18 protein-coding genes are annotated in these 15,850 nt (G+C 62.6%); 4 read left to right on the top strand and 14 right to left on the bottom strand.

The window, feature by feature from the left end; genetic code table 11:
• Positions 1-5: 5 nt before the first annotated feature.
• On the top strand, positions 6-863 hold the full coding sequence (locus ACZ51H_RS09415; protein ID WP_464801674.1) for a hypothetical protein: 858 nt from the start codon (positions 6-8) through the stop codon (positions 861-863).
• 10 nt (positions 864-873) lie between these two features.
• Here ACZ51H_RS09415 and ACZ51H_RS09410 read toward each other — a convergent pair whose 3' ends face one another.
• Together ACZ51H_RS09410 and ACZ51H_RS09405 are read right to left on the bottom strand one after the other, a co-directional pair.
• Entirely contained in the window at positions 874-1,245 is a 372-nt protein-coding gene (locus ACZ51H_RS09410; protein ID WP_464801673.1) for a hypothetical protein, read from the bottom strand.
• A complete protein-coding gene (locus ACZ51H_RS09405) occupies positions 1,242-1,427 on the bottom strand; it encodes a hypothetical protein (RefSeq protein WP_097092364.1) in 186 nt (61 codons plus the stop codon). The genes ACZ51H_RS09410 and ACZ51H_RS09405 overlap by 4 nt, the downstream gene beginning before the upstream one ends.
• Before the next feature lie 115 nt (positions 1,428-1,542).
• Here ACZ51H_RS09405 and ACZ51H_RS09400 point away from each other — a divergent pair, with 115 nt between their 5' ends.
• Positions 1,543-2,214 carry a S24 family peptidase gene (locus ACZ51H_RS09400; RefSeq protein ID WP_196224583.1) on the top strand — a complete coding sequence of 224 codons (672 nt, stop codon included), beginning with the start codon at positions 1,543-1,545 and terminating at the stop codon, positions 2,212-2,214.
• A 51-nt stretch (positions 2,215-2,265) separates the two neighbouring features.
• A complete protein-coding gene (locus ACZ51H_RS09395) occupies positions 2,266-3,183 on the top strand; it encodes an XdhC family protein (protein ID WP_464801672.1) in 918 nt (305 codons plus the stop codon).
• 9 nt (positions 3,184-3,192) lie between these two features.
• Here the strand turns inward: ACZ51H_RS09395 and ACZ51H_RS09390 are convergent, their stop codons facing one another.
• The 4 genes from ACZ51H_RS09390 to ACZ51H_RS09375 form a co-directional block, all read right to left on the bottom strand.
• Complete coding sequence (locus ACZ51H_RS09390; protein WP_464801671.1) at positions 3,193-3,348, bottom strand: YbdD/YjiX family protein; 156 nt, start codon at positions 3,346-3,348, stop codon at positions 3,193-3,195.
• Between the two features lie 26 nt (positions 3,349-3,374).
• Positions 3,375-5,423, bottom strand: a complete 2,049-nt coding sequence (locus ACZ51H_RS09385) for a carbon starvation CstA family protein (RefSeq protein WP_464801670.1) — start codon at positions 5,421-5,423, stop codon at positions 3,375-3,377.
• Positions 5,424-5,487: 64 nt separating this feature from the next.
• Positions 5,488-5,946 (bottom strand): DoxX family protein, encoded by a 459-nt coding sequence (locus tag ACZ51H_RS09380; protein WP_464801669.1) that lies wholly within the window; start codon positions 5,944-5,946, stop codon positions 5,488-5,490.
• Positions 5,924-6,358 (bottom strand): pyridoxamine 5'-phosphate oxidase family protein, encoded by a 435-nt coding sequence (locus ACZ51H_RS09375; protein WP_464801668.1) that lies wholly within the window; start codon positions 6,356-6,358, stop codon positions 5,924-5,926. Before ACZ51H_RS09375 ends, ACZ51H_RS09380 begins: the two co-directional genes overlap by 23 nt.
• Before the next feature lie 115 nt (positions 6,359-6,473).
• Here ACZ51H_RS09375 and ACZ51H_RS09370 point away from each other — a divergent pair, with 115 nt between their 5' ends.
• Positions 6,474-7,031 carry a 2'-5' RNA ligase family protein gene (locus ACZ51H_RS09370; RefSeq protein ID WP_464801667.1) on the top strand — a complete coding sequence of 186 codons (558 nt, stop codon included), beginning with the start codon at positions 6,474-6,476 and terminating at the stop codon, positions 7,029-7,031.
• Positions 7,032-7,120: 89 nt separating this feature from the next.
• On the opposite strand, the gene yihA is transcribed toward ACZ51H_RS09370, so the two are convergent.
• The 8 genes from yihA to ACZ51H_RS09330 form a co-directional block, all read right to left on the bottom strand.
• Positions 7,121-7,768 (bottom strand): ribosome biogenesis GTP-binding protein YihA/YsxC, encoded by a 648-nt coding sequence (yihA, locus tag ACZ51H_RS09365; protein WP_464801666.1) that lies wholly within the window; start codon positions 7,766-7,768, stop codon positions 7,121-7,123.
• Positions 7,769-7,781: 13 nt separating this feature from the next.
• Positions 7,782-9,482 carry a membrane protein insertase YidC gene (gene yidC, locus ACZ51H_RS09360; RefSeq protein WP_449474161.1) on the bottom strand — a complete coding sequence of 567 codons (1,701 nt, stop codon included), beginning with the start codon at positions 9,480-9,482 and terminating at the stop codon, positions 7,782-7,784.
• A 36-nt stretch (positions 9,483-9,518) separates the two neighbouring features.
• Complete coding sequence (gene yidD / locus ACZ51H_RS09355; RefSeq protein WP_066526720.1) at positions 9,519-9,731, bottom strand: membrane protein insertion efficiency factor YidD; 213 nt, start codon at positions 9,729-9,731, stop codon at positions 9,519-9,521.
• 2 nt (positions 9,732-9,733) lie between these two features.
• Positions 9,734-10,114: a ribonuclease P protein component gene (gene rnpA, locus ACZ51H_RS09350; RefSeq protein ID WP_464802878.1), complete on the bottom strand. Its 381-nt coding sequence runs from the start codon at positions 10,112-10,114 to the stop codon at positions 9,734-9,736.
• A gap of 32 nt (positions 10,115-10,146) precedes the next feature.
• On the bottom strand, positions 10,147-10,281 hold the full coding sequence (gene rpmH, locus ACZ51H_RS09345) for a 50S ribosomal protein L34 (protein WP_013848777.1): 135 nt from the start codon (positions 10,279-10,281) through the stop codon (positions 10,147-10,149).
• Between the two features lie 288 nt (positions 10,282-10,569).
• Complete coding sequence (locus ACZ51H_RS09340) at positions 10,570-11,340, bottom strand: DsbA family protein (protein ID WP_464801665.1); 771 nt, start codon at positions 11,338-11,340, stop codon at positions 10,570-10,572.
• Positions 11,337-12,686 (bottom strand): M48 family metalloprotease, encoded by a 1,350-nt coding sequence (locus ACZ51H_RS09335; protein WP_464802877.1) that lies wholly within the window; start codon positions 12,684-12,686, stop codon positions 11,337-11,339. Before ACZ51H_RS09335 ends, ACZ51H_RS09340 begins: the two co-directional genes overlap by 4 nt.
• 144 nt (positions 12,687-12,830) lie before the next feature.
• Positions 12,831-15,446, bottom strand: a complete 2,616-nt coding sequence (locus ACZ51H_RS09330; RefSeq protein ID WP_464801664.1) for an Rne/Rng family ribonuclease — start codon at positions 15,444-15,446, stop codon at positions 12,831-12,833.
• Between the last annotated feature and the right edge of the window lie 404 nt (positions 15,447-15,850).

Raw genomic sequence — 15,850 nt, 5'->3', positions numbered from 1 at the left:
GAAACATGGCAGCGGTTCGACTTCATAGGGCGATGACCCCGGCCGTGCTGGCAGGGCTGGCGGTCGCGCTGATCCTGTTGGCGATGCCCGTGGGACTGGTCGAGACAATCGTCGCGTCGAGCGGGCTAAGCGAAGCCTTGCCCGCCGCCGCGCCGCCATTGGGGTTGAAAGCGCGCCTGCTTGTTGCAGGCTTCGGCGCGCTGATGGCGATGGGCTTCGTAAGTTTCAACGCGGCGCCCATGCCGATGAAAAAGGATCGACGCTCTTGCAGCGTTACAGGAGTGAGTGAAATGGGTTTTGCATTGCCGAAGCTGAACTGGCTGTCTCGCGGCCGGACCTCGGGAGCCTCCAGAATATCGCGTCCGCTGATGCGCCGCGCCGACGCGCATCCCGACGCCCCGGCGCGTGCTCCCATCTTTGCGAGCCGCGACTTTGGCGGCTTGGAGATTTTCCCCCGCATTGGCCCCTCGCGCGGTGAACAGTTCGAATCGGCTCAACCCGAAGCGGCGGCCCTAATCCTGCCCGGTGCGCCGACGCCGGAAGAAACCTTAGACATTGATGCAGCGGCAGAGGCCGCGTTTGAAGCGGTGAGCGTCATTGCCTCCGATTCCGCCTCCGCTGATCTGTCCAACGACATCCCGTCTACTCCCAGCCTGCCTTCGCTGGCTGAACTCACCGCGCGGTTCGAGAAAGGCCTCACTGATCGTGTCCGTGGCGCCAGGACTGCTGCCGCCGACGGTGTCATCGCTGACATGCCAACCGAACAGCGAGTCCCGGTGCGGGATCGGGTAGAGGATGACGTCGATCAGGCGCTGCGCGCGGCGCTTGGCACATTGAGGGCCATGGCGGATCGGACGCGCTGAGTTCTCCCGCTCACCAATCTTCGATGGTGAGCGCCGACAGTTCGACCCATTCGTCATCCGCCTCCGATCTGCCGCCATCAATTATGATGTCGGCGACGAAATGTCTGGGCAGCGTCCATTCGGCTTCCTCCAGCCCCTCGGCAAACCGGGCTCGCCGATCTTTGGCGTCCTGTCCCTTTATCCGCAGGGTGATGACGTGCCGCCTCCCTTGGAACAATGCGCTGGCCCAGGGACGGCTGATGGCGCGTTCGATGCTCGCGGGTTCGCGTGCACGCTCGATCAATTGGGCGAGCAACCGAGGCAGGGGGTCCTGTCCGCTCAGGCGCCTTCCTTCATTTTCGACCAGTTTCCGGCCTTGGCGGAGATGATCCAGACTTGTCATTGACCCGCGCTCCTGCGATATGTGTTCATGAAATGTTCTATACGTCTCTTGATCCGTTCCCCCGGTTCGCGACCTTGACGCAGGTCGAACACCAGACGGGGATCGCGAACGCTTTCACGGCCAAAGCGTGTCGCCGGAATGCCGTTATCCCGCAGGAACTTTTCTACGGCGCGAATCAGCATGCGGTTCAATCTCCCTCTTCGATGCGATTCGCCCCCTGCGAATCTCTAAGCGTTTTCCTATTTCTCCCCCTATTTCCTACTTGTCTAGGAAAAATCCTATCATTATGGATGAATCATGGTCGGTAATGGAGAAGATCCGCGCGTGGTGCTGGAACGGCTGATTGCCGAGAGGGGGGAGAATTATGCCGACCTGTCTCGTCTGCTGAAGCGTAACCCGGCCTATGTTCAGCAGTTCATCAAGCGCGGCACGCCTCGCAAGCTGGATGAGGAAGACCGGCGTGTGCTGGCGCGCTATTTTGGCGTTGCCGAAGACCTGCTGGGTGGGCCGGGGCGCCAAGCCCCGGTGGAAAGGAAATCGCGGCCTCTGCCCGCAGTGGTGCCTGTGCCGCGCCTGTCGCTTGGCGCGTCGGCCGGACCCGGTTCGCTTGACGAGGATGAGCGGGCGGCGGGCGTCATGGCTTTCGACGCGAACTGGTTGCGCCATCTGGGCGTGAAGCCTCAAAGAGTATCCATCATCCGGGTGGATGGCGAATCGATGGCGCCGACGCTCAATGATGGTGACGAGATCATGGTCGACCATGATGATGACGCGATGCGGCTTCGCGATGGGGTATATGTGCTGCGACTGGACGGCGTGCTGATGGTGAAGCGTATCGCGATGGGGCCACGCAGAGGGCTGTTCAGTGTGCGCAGCGACAATGTTCATTATCCCGACTGGGTGGACATCGACCCATCGCTGGTGGCGATCGTTGGCCGGGTCGTATGGACCGGGCGGCGGCTCGTCTAGCTTGGCGAGACGTTGGCGGTCTCTTATGTGCGATGGGCAAGGAGGCCGGGATTGAACGACAATGACGCGGTGATACGCAAGGCGATCGAGTGGCGTGGCGCGCCCATGGCGTTGGCAACGGTCGTATCGACATGGGGATCGGCCCCCCGGCCGCGCGGCAGCCATATGATCGTCCATCGCGACGGCCGCTTCGAAGGCAGCATTTCGGGGGGCTGTGTTGAGGCCGACGTCCTGCAACGGGCGGAGGAGGTCATTGCGGGCCGCCCGGCGCATCTCGAACGCTATGGCGTTGCCGATGATGACGCCTGGTCCGTGGGCCTTCCCTGCGGAGGCGAGATCAGCGTGCTGGTCCAACCGGTGGAGGAGGGGAGCTTCGCGCCTGCGCTGTTTGACCGGATTGCTGATGCCCGCGATGAGGGGCGGTCCCTCATCCTTTCCACCGACTTTGGCACAGGCATCACTCGCGAGGCAGTGATCGAGGGGCAGTTCCAGAACCGCTACGATCCACCGCGCCAACTACTGATCGTAGGCGCGGTGCAGATCGCCCAGTCCTTATGCGCGCTTGCCCAGGCCATGGGCGTCAGACCCGTGGTGATCGATCCGCGCGGCCGCTTCCTGACAGAGGAGCGTTTTCCCGGCGTCGAGCTGGACGATCGCTGGCCCGACGAGGCGATCGCGGCGCGCCGCCCCGGTGAAGCGACGGCGGTCGTGACGCTCAGCCATGATATCAAGATCGACGATCCCGCTCTCGCCACTGCCCTGCGCGCGCCGACCGGCTATGTGGCGGCGCTGGGATCGCGAAAGAGCCATGCCGCGCGGTTGGAGCGCCTATCGGCAAGGGGCTTTTCTGCGGAGCAACTTAAGCAAATCGATGGCCCGGCGGGGCTCGACATCGGCGCGGTGGGCGCGGCTGAGATCGCCCTGTCCATCGCAGCGGGCATGATCGCAGGCTTCAACGCGCGCAGTTGACCGCTGCCCTCAACAGCATTTGCCGCCATTCTTCCCGCCATAGCGCGCCTCCTGCCGATCGCGGAAAAACTCGGTAGGCGTCATGATCGGCTCGCCGGGATGATGCATGTGCATATGCTGGGCATAGCCCTCATAATCGGGGACGCCGACCATCATCATCGCCATCCGGCGCATCCTGTCGAACAAGCCGATCATTCCGCTGGCACCAGAGAAGCGGGGATTTCGCGCACCGTCGGCGCATCGGCCCGCCGTGCGGCAAGGCAGGTGCGGACGGTGAAGAACAGCAGCGAAAGCACCACCATCAGGAAAATGGCGACCAGTCCGGCGTCCACCCGGTCGTTGAAGATGATCTGCTGCATTTCCGCCATCGACTTGGCGGGGCTGAGCAACTTGCCCTCATTCGCCGCTGCCGAAAATTTCGCCGCATGCGCCAGGAAGCCGACTTTTGCGTCGGCTGAAAACAGCTTCAGCAGTCCGGCCGACAATGTGCAGACCAGCAGCCAGGCGGTCGGGATCATCGTCACCCAAGCATAGCGGTTCCGCTTCATCCGGAACAATACCGCCGTCGCCAGCATCAGCGCGATCGCCGCCAGCATCTGGTTGGAGATGCCAAACACTGGCCATAGCGTGTTCACGCCGCCCAGCGGGTCCGTGACGCCCTGATAAAGGAAGAAGCCCCAGGCCGAAACCGTCAGCGCGGTGGCCACCAGCCCCGGCACGATACCCGCTGAATCCTTGAAGCGCGGCACGGCCAGCCCGATCAGGTCCTGCAGCATGAAACGGCCCGCGCGCGTGCCCGCGTCAACCGCCGTCAGGATGAACAGCGCCTCGAACAATATGGCGAAATGATACCAGAAGGCCTTCATCGCAGGCCCGCCGATCACATGGGAAAAGATTTCCGCCATGGCTACGGCCAGCGTTGGCGCGCCGCCTGTGCGCGAAATGATCGTATGTTCGCCCACATCTCGGGCGGTCTGCGCGATAAGGTCAGGGGTAATAGGGAAGCCCATTGCCGTGACGGCGGCGGCCGCGCTGCTCGCGTCGGTGCCAATCACCGCCGCCGGGCTGTTCATCGTGAAATAAATGCCGGGATCGAGGATCGACGCACCCACCAGCGCCATGATCGCGACGAATGCCTCCATCAGCATTGCGCCATAGCCGATCAGCGGCGCGTCACTCTCGCTCGCGATCAGCTTGGGTGTCGTGCCGCTGGCGATCAGGGCGTGAAATCCCGACACCGCGCCACAAGCGATGGTAATGAACAGGAAGGGGAAGAGCCCGCCCGACCAGACCGGGCCATTGCCGTTCACGAACTGCGTCACGGCATGCATTTTGAGCGGCGGCGCCATGATGACGATGCCGATGGCAAGCGCGGCGATCGCGCCGATCTTGAGAAAGGTCGACAGATAGTCGCGCGGCGCCAGCAGCAGCCAGACCGGCAGCACCGATGCGACCGCGCCATAGCCGATCAGGATCCAGCACAATTGCATCGGCGTGAAGGTGAAGACCGGCCCCCATAGCGGCGATTGCGCGATGGACTGCCCATATATGATCGCCGCCAGCAGGCCGATGAGGCCGATCAGCGACACCTCGCCAATCCGCCCCGGCCTTATCCAGCGCGTATAGGCGCCCATCAGCAGGGCGAGCGGCACCGTGGCGGCAACGGTGAACATGCCCCATGGGCTTTCCGCCAGCGCCTTCACCACGATCAGCGCCAGCACGGCCAGGATGATCACCATGATCATGAAGGCGCCGAACAGGGCGATCGTCCCAGCGGCCTGCCCCATTTCCATGCGGATAAGCTCGCCGAGCGACTTGCCATCGCGGCGCATGGAAATGAACAGGACCATGAAATCCTGCACCGCGCCCGCCAGCACCACGCCAGCGATGATCCAGATGGTGCCGGGCAGATACCCCATCTGCGCGGCAAGGACTGGCCCCACCAGAGGCCCAGCACCCGCGATCGCCGCGAAATGATGGCCGAACAGGACCACCCGGTCGGTCGCGACATAATCAAGCCCGTCCGCTCGCCTTAGCGCGGGCGTGGGCCGTGCAGGATCGAGCCGCATCACATGCTGCGCAATGTAGAGCGCGTAATAGCGATAGGCGACCAGGAAGCTGCTGACCGCCGCCACGACGATCCAGAGCGCATTGACCGCCTCGCCCCGGGATATCGCAACCACTGACAGAGCGATCGCCCCGACTATGGCCGTCAGGATCCAGGGGATGTGCCGGGTCATCGCTCTCTCTATCTTTGTTCGTGGAAGGCGGCCGCCACAGTAGGGCCGCCCATTTCAAAGACAATCATTGATATGGGACGTCATGCTTCCGCCCGAACGGCCATTCGATCGCCATGCTGGCCCATAAAGCCCACCATATGATCACCGGCTGCAACAGCAGGCGCGGGCCGTGATACCACCAGCTCAAATGCACGCCGCTCAATGGAATATCGTTGAGCGCATGATTCAGATTGGCTGGCCATACGCACAGCGCATAAAGGGCGAGGCCGATCCCGGCGGCCTTACGCAGTCTAGGGATATGCAATCCCGCAGCGCCCGCTATTTCCGCCACACCCGTCAGCGCGATGATGTCAGCGGGGTGGGGCACCCAATATGGCGTGATGGCTATGAAGCCGCCGGGCCGGGTCAGATGGGCCACGCCCGCGATCAGATAAAATAAGGACAATATCCAGCGTGACGCCGTCCTGACGCGATCTCGCTTGCCCGCCCATCCGTCAAGATCAGAGCTGGACCTCCCCTTCATCTTCTCCATCCCAATAATGCGCCCGTTCCGCGCTGACCTTGATCATCACGAGCCCCGGCGTGTCGATGCCTTCGTCGAACCAGCGGTCAAGGTCGCTGTTCCAATGCGCCTTGAACGCCGCCTTGTCACGGACAAGATCGGCGCGTCCTTCTATCGCCACGAATAGCGGTCGCTGCTTCAACAACCCGGCCGAACCCTGAAAGGCCAAGCCAACCTTCGGGTCCCGCTCGATATCGTGGACCATGACGGTGTCGTCGGTGGTGAAATAATAGCTGTCGCCATCATAATCGACGTCGCGATTGTTGCTCATCGGCCGTGCGGCGATCTGGCCACCTTCAGCGCGAGTGGAAAGCATGGCGAAGTCGATATCCTTCATCTTCTTCGCCAGCAGCGGCAGCGTGAGCTGAGCCATCGGACACTCCTTGGTTAAGACCATGCCCAACGTCCGAATGGCGGATCGGCTCCCAGGACTCGCTATCAACGCAATAGGAACATATAGTGAACATATCGACTCGAAAGGATCAGCCATGCGCCATGACATGCGCGCCGACACCAAATATCGTCTCTTTTTCGCGCTGAAGCCGTCCACCATCATCGCGCGCCAGACCGATCATTTGGCAGAGACACTGGGCGGCGGGGAGCGCCGCATCCGGCCGGAGCATCAGCATGTCACGCTGGCCGTGACGGCCGATTATATCGAATATCCCTATGCGGTGATCAAGGCATTGCTGCGGGCAGGGACTACGGTCGAAGCCGAACCTTTTGACATGAGGCTCGACCGACTTAGCTTCAGCAATCGCTCGGCTGCCCTACGCCCTTCGCGATCCCTGCCGCTGCTCAATCAATTACAGAAGTCGATCATCGACGCGATGCGGGGGGCAGGCGTGGCCTTGCGCCCCGGCTGGACCTTCAGCCCGCACCAGACGCTATTCTACAGGGATGGCCCTCCGGCGCAGCAAAGTATCGACGGCTTCCTGTGGTCGCTCGACCAGTTTGTCCTGGTTTGCAGCCATGTGGGCCGCACCCGGCACGATATTCTTGGCACCTGGACGCTTAAAGGAGACGGGCAATATGAACTGTTCTGATCCCGGCCTTGGCTGTTTGGTGAATGGGATAGCTTAAAGCTTCAGCGGAGGGAGGGCAGGGTCAACTGCCCCGTTTTAACAAAGACTTGTCACCCTTCACTCACGCTCGCCAGAACGGCCGCCCGAAGTTCCGCTATGCCCATGCCCTTTTCGCTTGAGGTCGGAATAATCTCGGGATGGGCAGCGGGCCGTTTCCGGACGGCATCGCCGGTCGCCTGTATCACTTCGGCGAGATGGCTGGCCTTTACCTTGTCCGCTTTGGTCAGGACGATGCGATAACTGACGGCCGCCGCGTCCAGCATGTCGAAAATCTCATTATCGACATCCTTGATGCCATGCCGACTGTCGATCAGGACGAGTGCGCGCTTCAGCTTCGCCCGCCCGCGCAGATAGTCGTTCACCAGGAAACGCCACTGGCGCACCATATCCTTGGGCGCGCGCGCATAGCCATAGCCAGGCATATCGACGAGGCGAAAGCGCAACGGGTCACCGACATCGAAAAAGTTCAGTTCCTGCGTCCGTCCCGGCGTGTTCGACGTGCGGGCAAGCCCGTTGCGGCCCGTCAGTGCGTTCAGCAGGGACGATTTGCCGACGTTCGATCGGCCCGCGAACGCCACTTCATTGACCGACATGTCGGGCAGGAACTTCAAATCCGGCGCTGACTTGAGAAAGGTGATCGGCCCGGCGAACACCTTGCGCGCTTCCTCGATCAACTCTGCCTGTTCCTGCTCGTTCACTTGGATATCCGCCTTATTTCGCCGGAGCCGCGTTCAGCACGGGGTGGCGCTTGTAGAGCCACCACTGCTGCAGCATCGACAGGCAATTGTTGGTGATCCAGTAGACCAGCAGGCCCGCAGCAAACGGCGCCATGATGAACATCATCATCCACGGCATGATTGAGAAGATCTGCTGCTGCATCGGGTCCATCTGAGCCGGATTCAGCTTGAACTGCAGCCACATCGAAATGCCCAGCAGCAGCGCCAGCACGCCGATCGCCAAGAAGGACGGCGGGGTGAAGGGCAGCAGGCCGAACAGGTTGAGAATATGCAGCGGATCGGGCGCGGACAGATCCTTGATCCACAGCACGAAGGGCTGATGACGCATTTCGATCGTCAGCTGCAACACCTTGTACAGCGCGAAGAAGATTGGGATCTGGATGAAGATGGGCAGACAGCCTGCGAGCGGATTGACCTTCTCGCGCTTGTACAGCTCCATCATCTCCTGCTGCAGCTTGGGCTTGTCGTCCTTATATTTCTCCTGCAGCGCCTTCATCTTGGGCTGGACCGCCCGCATCGCCGCCATGCTGGCGAACTGGCGCTGGGCCACGGGGAACATCAGCGCGCGGACCACGAAGGTCAGGCAGATGATCGCGACGCCGAAATTGCCGATATGTTCGAACAGCCAGTGCAGCAGCGCGAAGATCGGCTTCTCGAACCAGTAGAACCAGCCCCAGTCGATAGCCCGGTCGAACAGCGGAATGCCCGCATCCTGATAGGCTTCGAGCGTCTTCACTTCCTTCGCGCCCACGAACAGGCGCACCGTCTGGGTGACGGCCTTGCCCGGCGCCAGCATGGTCGGAGCCAGGCTGTAGTCGGCCTGATATTGCGTGCCGGCACCCTTACGGAACTGACCCTCAAATGCTGCCTTCTGGTCGGGGACCAGTGCCGACAGCCAATATTTGTCGGTGAAGCCCAGCCAGCCGCCTGTGGACTGGAAGCTCTGGCTGGAAGGACCCTTGTTCAGGTCTTTGTAGTTCACATCATAGTTGGCAGCGCCGTTGAACACGCCCATCGGGCCGACATGGATGGTCCAGGTGTCCGGGTCCTTGGGGATGCCGGTGCGGTTGATGTAACCATAAGGCTTCACCCCGACCACGCCAGTGCCGCTGTTCACGACCTTCTGCTGCGCGGTGATCATGTAATTATCATCCACCGACAGGCGGATTTCGAAGGCCTGGCCCGCACCATTGTCCCACCGCAGGGTCACGGGGTTGGTCGGGGTCAGTTCCTTCGCGTCGGCCGACCAGACGGTGTTCGCGTCAGGCGCCTTCAACCCTTCGCCTTGCCAGCCGAAGCCAGCGAAAAAGGCGTCGCTCGTGCCCGAAGGGCTGTAGAGCCGGATCGCGGGCGAATTTTTCGCGATCGTTTCGCCATAGGTGGGCAGCACGATATCGTCGATGCGCGCGCCCTTCAGGTTGATGGAGCCGGTCAGCTTGGGCGTACGGATCGCGACGCGCGGGCTTTCCTTCAAGACCAGGGCGCGATCGCGAGTCGCCGACGGACTGCTGGCTACCGGGCTTGATCCCTGCGCCACCGGCGTGGTCTTGCCGCCTTCGATCTTCGTCGCGGGCGGGTTCGCGGCAGGGAAGAAATGCTTGGCAATATAGGGCCAGCCGAACAGGATCGCTGCGGTCAGTAGCACCGCCAGAACAATATTCTTCTTGTCGTCCACGCTTGTCGGCTCCGCCGTGTCTTGTGAAAATTCGTATCAGGGGACCGGGTCGTAGCCCGAACCGCCCCAAGGATGGCATCGCATTAGCCGCTTCGTGGCGAGCCAGCTACCCTTCACCGCACCATATTTGCGGATGGCTTCTATGGCATATTGCGAACAGGACGGTGCATAACGGCAGCTGGGGGGCAATATGCGCGAAGGGCCAAGCTGCCAGAAGCGCGCAATCAGGATAAGCAGACGAGCGATCATTGCTACTGAGCGCCCTGTTCGCGGGAAGGTTTCTTTCGCGGAGGCCCTCGATGGGTGCCAGCAGGGCGGCTCATCACCTTGCCCAGAGCCTTTTCCAGTTCCGACCGGAGCAACGCAAAGTCGCGCTCGATACCTTCGGAACGGCCGATCAGCACATGGTCCGCGCCCGCGACTCCTTGGATAGGCAACAAATCCCGCGCCAAGACGCGAAAACGGCGCTTCATCCGGTTGCGGATGACAGCGCCGCCAATCTTTTTCGTAACCGTGATGCCGATACGCATCGCCGGATCGCCATCGCCACGTTCGCGCACCAGCAGGACAAAGCCCGGCATCGGCGCGCGCCGCCCACGATTCGCCGCCAGAAAATCAGCGCGCCGCCTCATCATGGCTGGCGCGCGATCCGGCGGCGCGTCGTTCAGGCGCTCAGGCTCTTGCGGCCCCGCGAACGGCGGGCGCGGATCACATTGCGGCCGCCGGGGGTCGCCATGCGAGCGCGGAAACCGTGACGGCGCTTCCGAACCAGATTGCTCGGCTGATAGGTGCGCTTCATCGTTCATTCCTCAAGCAAAACGTCAAAATCGGGCGTGACAAAAAAGGGCCGCCAATGGGCGACCGCATGTCAGGGGGCGTCCGATAGGCAAAAGCGGGGGACGAGTCAATGGCGGAGGAGGGGGGATATGCTCAACATGTTCCCTCTCCCCTTCAGGGGAGAGGGCTAGGGAGAGGGGAGCAACGGATGTGCTGTGCGTTCCCCTCTCCCGCCTTCGCTACGCTCGACACCTCGGCCAGAGTCACGTGCCTCTGGCCGACCCCTGAAGGGGAGAGGGAGTGGTGGCCCTTACTTCGCCCGTACCGCCGCGACCGCCTGCTTGAGCGCGTCATACCCCACCGCACCATTCAACACCTGATCACCCACCACAAAGGTCGGCGTGCCCGTGGCGCGCAGCTTTTGCGCCAGCGCGATGTTCGCCTGGATTTCACCATCATATTTGCTGTTGGCCATGGCCGCCTCCGCAGCCTTTCCGTCTATGCCGACCTTGGCGGCGGCGCCCAATATGGTGTCTCGCGTGACCTTCCCGCTCGCATACAGCGCCCGATGGAAAGGCATATACTGGCCCTTTTCCGCCGCCAGCAGCGACACCTTGGCCGCATCGGCGCTCTCGTCGGACAGGATCGGCAATTCACGATAGACGACCTTCACCCCCTTGTCCTCGCCCACCAGCTTGGCGAGGTCGGGCAGGGACGCGCGGCAATAGCCGCATGCGTAATCGAAGAATTCGACCACCGTGACATCCCCGTTGGCCGCGCCTTCCCACGCGCCCGCATAGGGTGTTTCGATCGCCTTGCGGCTTTCGCCGATGCTGTCCGACACGCGTTTCGCCTGCAGCCGTTCGACCGCCTCGGGAATGATCTCGGGATGCTCCAGAATATAGTCGCGCACGATCTTCTCGATCGCAGCCTTGTCTCCGGCGGCGACGCTGCCGCTACTCTGCATGCCTAGAGCCGCGCCAGCGGCCGTGGCGGCGATGAAGGCGAGGGCGCCAATCGTCATCTGGATGGTCCTGTTGGAAAGGGCGGCGCGAATGCCGGGTCGAGAGGTTTCGGTCATTTCTTCTTTCGCTTCTGCTCGACGGCTGCGCGGGAGACCATGGCGATATCTTGCGCTCGCAGATAGTCAACCGTGCCGGGCTTCAATCCCTGCATGGCCGCGTCCGCGCTGCGCAGCGCCATCTGGTCGTCGCCCATCAGGGCATAGCGTTCTGCCGTTGCCAGCGCCGCGCGGGGCGTGTCACCCCGCCGTTCATAGACGACCCCAAGCTGATACCAGGCGAACGGATTTTCCCGGTCGCGCGCCACAGCATTACGCAGCACCTGTTCGGCTTCGGCGAAGTTCTTGTCATCCTCCGTCGCGATCAGCGCATGGCCCAGCATGGTGGCGATCAAAGGCTGCTGCGTCAGTTTCACGGCTTCGCGCAGCGGCGGGATGGCGTCGGCGGGCTTGCCGCTTTCCAGCATCACCTGACCCTTGAGTTCCAGGAAATAAGGGTCATGCGGCTGCGCTGTCAGAAGGGCGTTGACCTCGGCGATTGCCTTGTCGGGATAGGCGCTTTTATGCCAGGCGTAGGCGCGCGCATAATGCGCGGGGAGAGACTGATCGCTCTCGGGATATTTGATCAGCGTTTGCGTGGGTTCGGAAACGAAGCCGACCAGCTTGGCCTTGATGCGTTCGAACCGGGCTTCCAGCTTCGGATCGATCGGTTTGTCCCAAGCGGGATCGACCGTATACACTTCCCGCAGAACATTGATGCGTTCGCCGGACAGCGGATGCGTGCGGCCGTAGCTATCCTCCTGCGGGATCGCGAGACGATATTCCTGGTTCTGTAACTTCTTGAAGAATTCCAGGCTGCCCTTGCCCGATAAGCCCGCCTTGCTCAAATAGCGCGCACCGGCAAGGTCGGCCGAGCTTTCCTGCGCGCGCGAAAAGGCGAGATATTTGCCCATCGCCGCCTGCTGTCCCATGCCCAAAATGCCCATGCCCGCTTCCGCGCCGCCTGCCGCAATCGCAGCGGCGCCCAGGACCAGGCTGAGCAGGGTGATGCCGGTCGCGGCCTTCATGCCTTCCGATGACCGGATGATATGGCCGCCCTCGATATGGCCGAGCTCGTGCGCGACGACCCCTTGCAGCTGGCTCACATTGTCGGCTGCGGCGATCAGACCGCTATGAACCCAGACATATTGTCCGCCCGCGACGAAGGCGTTGATTTCCGGATCGTTGAGAACCAGCACCTGGACATTGCGCGGTTCCATCCCCGCCGCGCTGACGAGCGGCCCCGACATGTCCGCCATGAAAGCTTCGGTTTCGGCGTCGCGCAGAATCTGTTGCGCCAGCGCGGGCTGGACGATGAATGCCAGCGACGCAGCAGCAATCGCGGCGGCGCGCAGCCAGCGGCGCATCATGGCCGATCACCATGGAGCAGGGAAGAACGCAGCATGTCCGCGCGCCTGCCAGCATCGCCATGAACTCCGCCTGAAGCGAGAACGCCGCCACCTTTCCGGAAAACCGGCAAGGCGGCGGCGTTGCTCATCGGGCGGACGTCCTTACTGACCGAAGGTGCGCTGCCACCATCCACGGCGCGGTGCGCTCTCGTCGTCGTTCGTCTCTTCGCCATCAGCCGTCGAGACCGCGCTCTCACCCGCTGTTGCGCCAGCTTCCGGTGCCACGGCTCCTGCGATCGCGGGAGCCTCCGCCGCGTCCTGGGCAATGGCCTCAACCTTCTTGCGCCGAGTGCGCTTGGGCTTGGCGGGTGCCTCGGCTTCCGGTTCCACGCTTACGACCGGTTCGGCAGGGGCTTCGGGAGCAGCTTCTGCCTTCTTGCGCCGAGTGCGCTTGGGCTTGGCGGGTGCTTCCTCGGCTGCCGCTTCGACCGGAGCCTCGGGGGTCTCCACGGGCGCTTCTACGGCTTCCTTTGCCTTGCGAGCACGGGGGCGACGACGCGTCTTTGGCGCCTCTTCCTCCACAGGCGCTTCGGGCGCTGCTTCTGCTACCGTCTCGGCGACAGGCTCGACAGCGGCGGGCTCGGAAGCTTCTACGGCTTCGCCGACAGCGTCATCAGCAACCGCTTCGCCCTCGCGACGACGGCGTCCGCCACGGCGACCGCGACGGCCACGACGGCGACTGGCCTCTTCGCCTTCGCCATGGGCCTCGACAGGCTGTCCTTCCGTTTCTTCGTCAGCCGATTCGGCTTCTTCGCCAGTTTCGTCGTCGGCACCAGCGGCAGCTTCCGCTTCACCTTCGGCGTGATGCTCATCACGCTGGCCGCCACGGCGACGGCGGCGACGACGGCGGCGGCGGCCACCTTCGCGGTCCTCGCCCCGGTCGCCGCGCTCTTCGCGCTCAGCGGCCTCGACTTCCTCGATTTCCTCTTCTTCCAGCTCCTCGACGATATCGAGGTCATCCTCTTCCTCGACGATCGGAGCATAGCTCACCACCCGTTCCGGACGCGGGCCGCTGGCTTCGACCGACATGCGCGCGCCTTCGACCTCGCCATCCGGCAGGATGGCGATCGTCACGCCATAGCGCTGCTCGATCTCGTCCAGTTCGCGGCGCTTGTTGTTGAGGACATAGAAGGCCGCTTCCTGGCTCGCGCGCAGGGTGACGAGGTTGCCGCGACCACGCGCCGCTTCCTCTTCCAGCATGCGCAGCGCGCTAAGGCCCGCCGACGATGCCGTGCGAACAAGGCCGGTGCCTTCGCAATGCGGGCACTGACGGGTCGATGCCTCCAGCACGCCGGTGCGCAGGCGCTGGCGGCTCATTTCCATCAGGCCGAAGCCGGAGATGCGGCCGACCTGAATACGAGCGCGGTCGTCCTTCAGCGCCTCCTTCATCGCCTTCTCGACCTTACGGATGTTGGAGTTCATCTCCATGTCGATAAAGTCGATGACGACCAGACCTGCCATGTCGCGCAGGCGCAACTGGCGAGCGATTTCGCGCGCTGCCTCCAGGTTCGTGGCGACGGCGGTCTGCTCGATGCCATGCTCGCGGGTCGAACGGCCCGAGTTGATGTCGATCGACACCAGCGCCTCGGTCGGGTTGATGACAAGATAGCCGCCCGATTTCAGCTGCACGACCGGATTATACATCGCGGCCAGCTGATCCTCGACGCCCGCGCGCTGGAACAGCGAAACCGCGTCGGCATATTGCTGCACCCGGCGCGCATGGCTGGGCATCAGCAGCTTCATGAAGTCCTTGGCGGCCTTATAGCCATATTCGCCCTCGACGATGACCTCTTCGATATCCTTGTTGTAGATATCGCGGATCGCGCGCTTGATGAGGTCGCTGTCATTGTGGATCAGCGCGGGCGCTTCCGACTTCAGCGTCTTTTCGCGAATCTCGTCCCACAGGCGAGCGAGATAGTCGAAGTCGCGCTTGATCTCCGGCTTCGTGCGCTGAAGCCCGGCGGTGCGGACGATGCAGCCCATGGTGGAGGGCAGGTTCATCTCCGCGACGATCGTCTTCAGCCGCTTGCGGTCGGCGGCGTTGCTGATCTTGCGCGAAATCCCGCCACCATGCGACGTGTTCGGCATCAGCACGCAATAGCGACCGGCCAGCGACAGATAGGTGGTCAGAGCCGCGCCCTTGTTGCCGCGCTCTTCCTTTACGACCTGCACCAGCAGCACCTGACGGCGCTTGATGACGTCCTGAATCTTGTAGCGACGACGCAGAGCCATGCGCTTGCGGCGCAGTTCGTCAGCGGCTTCGTCGCCACCGCGCTTGCGGCGGCCGCCCTTTGCGGGGCCTTCGCTGCTCTCGGCGGCCTCGCCCTCATCCTCTTCATGATGCGTGGCTTCGACCAATTCCAGCCCATCGTCGCCATGATGATCATCGTCATCCTCGAAATCGGCGCGCAAAGCGGCCTCTTCCTCGGCATGCTCGCGTTCCTCACGCAGCAACGCCTCGCGGTCTTCGCGGGGGATCTGGTAATAGTCGGGATGGATTTCGCTGAACGCCAGGAAGCCGTGGCGGTTGCCGCCATAATCGACGAACGCCGCCTGAAGCGAGGGTTCTACACGGGTAACCTTGGCGAGGTAGATATTACCTTTGAGCTGCTTGTGCTCCGCCGATTCGAAATCAAACTCCTCGATCCGGTTACCTTTGACGACCGCGACCCGGGTCTCTTCCCGGTGGCGCGCATCGATCAGCATACGCATTGTCATTTATTATTCTCCGGCGAAGGCGGCCAGCGGCACTGGGCCGGGCTGCCACGCGATAGTGAAGGGACGAATGCAGTCGCGCCGCCAGCGGCGCGGGTGTTGCTATCGTCCGGTTTGACAGGAAAAACTGCGCTTCTGCTGCATCGGCAGGGCCGGGCAAATCGCCGGTCCGCTCCATCCACGCCGCATCGCCCGCTATCGGGCTCAGCGTGGAATGGAAATCATGCCTCATGCAGCGTCAACCTGTTCGTCGCATCGGGTCTCAAGCGCCTTGGCGCTCGCCGATGCTGCCGTGAAAGTTCCTGATGAAGAAACGGGCCTAATGTGGGCGTTTCTTTCAGGAATGTGAATGGGTAGCAGCCTAAGGCCAGCCTAGCAACGTCCCCCGCAAAATTGTTTGTTCCAGG

Source organism: Sphingobium sp. TomMM15 (genome assembly GCF_055397045.1).
Note: the sequence above shows the minus strand (reverse complement) of the source record. Positions and strands in the feature narration are given on the sequence as shown.

Bases quoted from the DNA above. Each gene is read 5' to 3' on its own strand.
- ACZ51H_RS09415 (WP_464801674.1), top strand. From the start codon at position 6: ATGGCAGCGGTTCGACTTCATAGGGCGATGACCCCGGCCGTGCTGGCA.
- ACZ51H_RS09410 (WP_464801673.1), bottom strand. From the start codon at position 1,245: ATGACAAGTCTGGATCATCTCCGCCAAGGCCGGAAACTGGTCGAAAAT.
- ACZ51H_RS09405 (WP_097092364.1), bottom strand. From the start codon at position 1,427: ATGCTGATTCGCGCCGTAGAAAAGTTCCTGCGGGATAACGGCATTCCG.
- ACZ51H_RS09400 (WP_196224583.1), top strand. From the start codon at position 1,543: ATGGTCGGTAATGGAGAAGATCCGCGCGTGGTGCTGGAACGGCTGATT.
- ACZ51H_RS09390 (WP_464801671.1), bottom strand. From the start codon at position 3,348: ATGGCGATGATGATGGTCGGCGTCCCCGATTATGAGGGCTATGCCCAG.
- ACZ51H_RS09385 (WP_464801670.1), bottom strand. From the start codon at position 5,423: ATGACCCGGCACATCCCCTGGATCCTGACGGCCATAGTCGGGGCGATC.
- ACZ51H_RS09380 (WP_464801669.1), bottom strand. From the start codon at position 5,946: ATGAAGGGGAGGTCCAGCTCTGATCTTGACGGATGGGCGGGCAAGCGA.
- ACZ51H_RS09375 (WP_464801668.1), bottom strand. From the start codon at position 6,358: ATGGCTCAGCTCACGCTGCCGCTGCTGGCGAAGAAGATGAAGGATATC.
- ACZ51H_RS09370 (WP_464801667.1), top strand. From the start codon at position 6,474: ATGCGCCATGACATGCGCGCCGACACCAAATATCGTCTCTTTTTCGCG.
- yidD (WP_066526720.1), bottom strand. From the start codon at position 9,731: ATGATCGCTCGTCTGCTTATCCTGATTGCGCGCTTCTGGCAGCTTGGC.
- rnpA (WP_464802878.1), bottom strand. From the start codon at position 10,114: ATGAGGCGGCGCGCTGATTTTCTGGCGGCGAATCGTGGGCGGCGCGCG.
- rpmH (WP_013848777.1), bottom strand. From the start codon at position 10,281: ATGAAGCGCACCTATCAGCCGAGCAATCTGGTTCGGAAGCGCCGTCAC.
- ACZ51H_RS09340 (WP_464801665.1), bottom strand. From the start codon at position 11,340: ATGACCGAAACCTCTCGACCCGGCATTCGCGCCGCCCTTTCCAACAGG.
- ACZ51H_RS09335 (WP_464802877.1), bottom strand. From the start codon at position 12,686: ATGCGCCGCTGGCTGCGCGCCGCCGCGATTGCTGCTGCGTCGCTGGCA.
- ACZ51H_RS09330 (WP_464801664.1), bottom strand. From the start codon at position 15,446: ATGACAATGCGTATGCTGATCGATGCGCGCCACCGGGAAGAGACCCGG.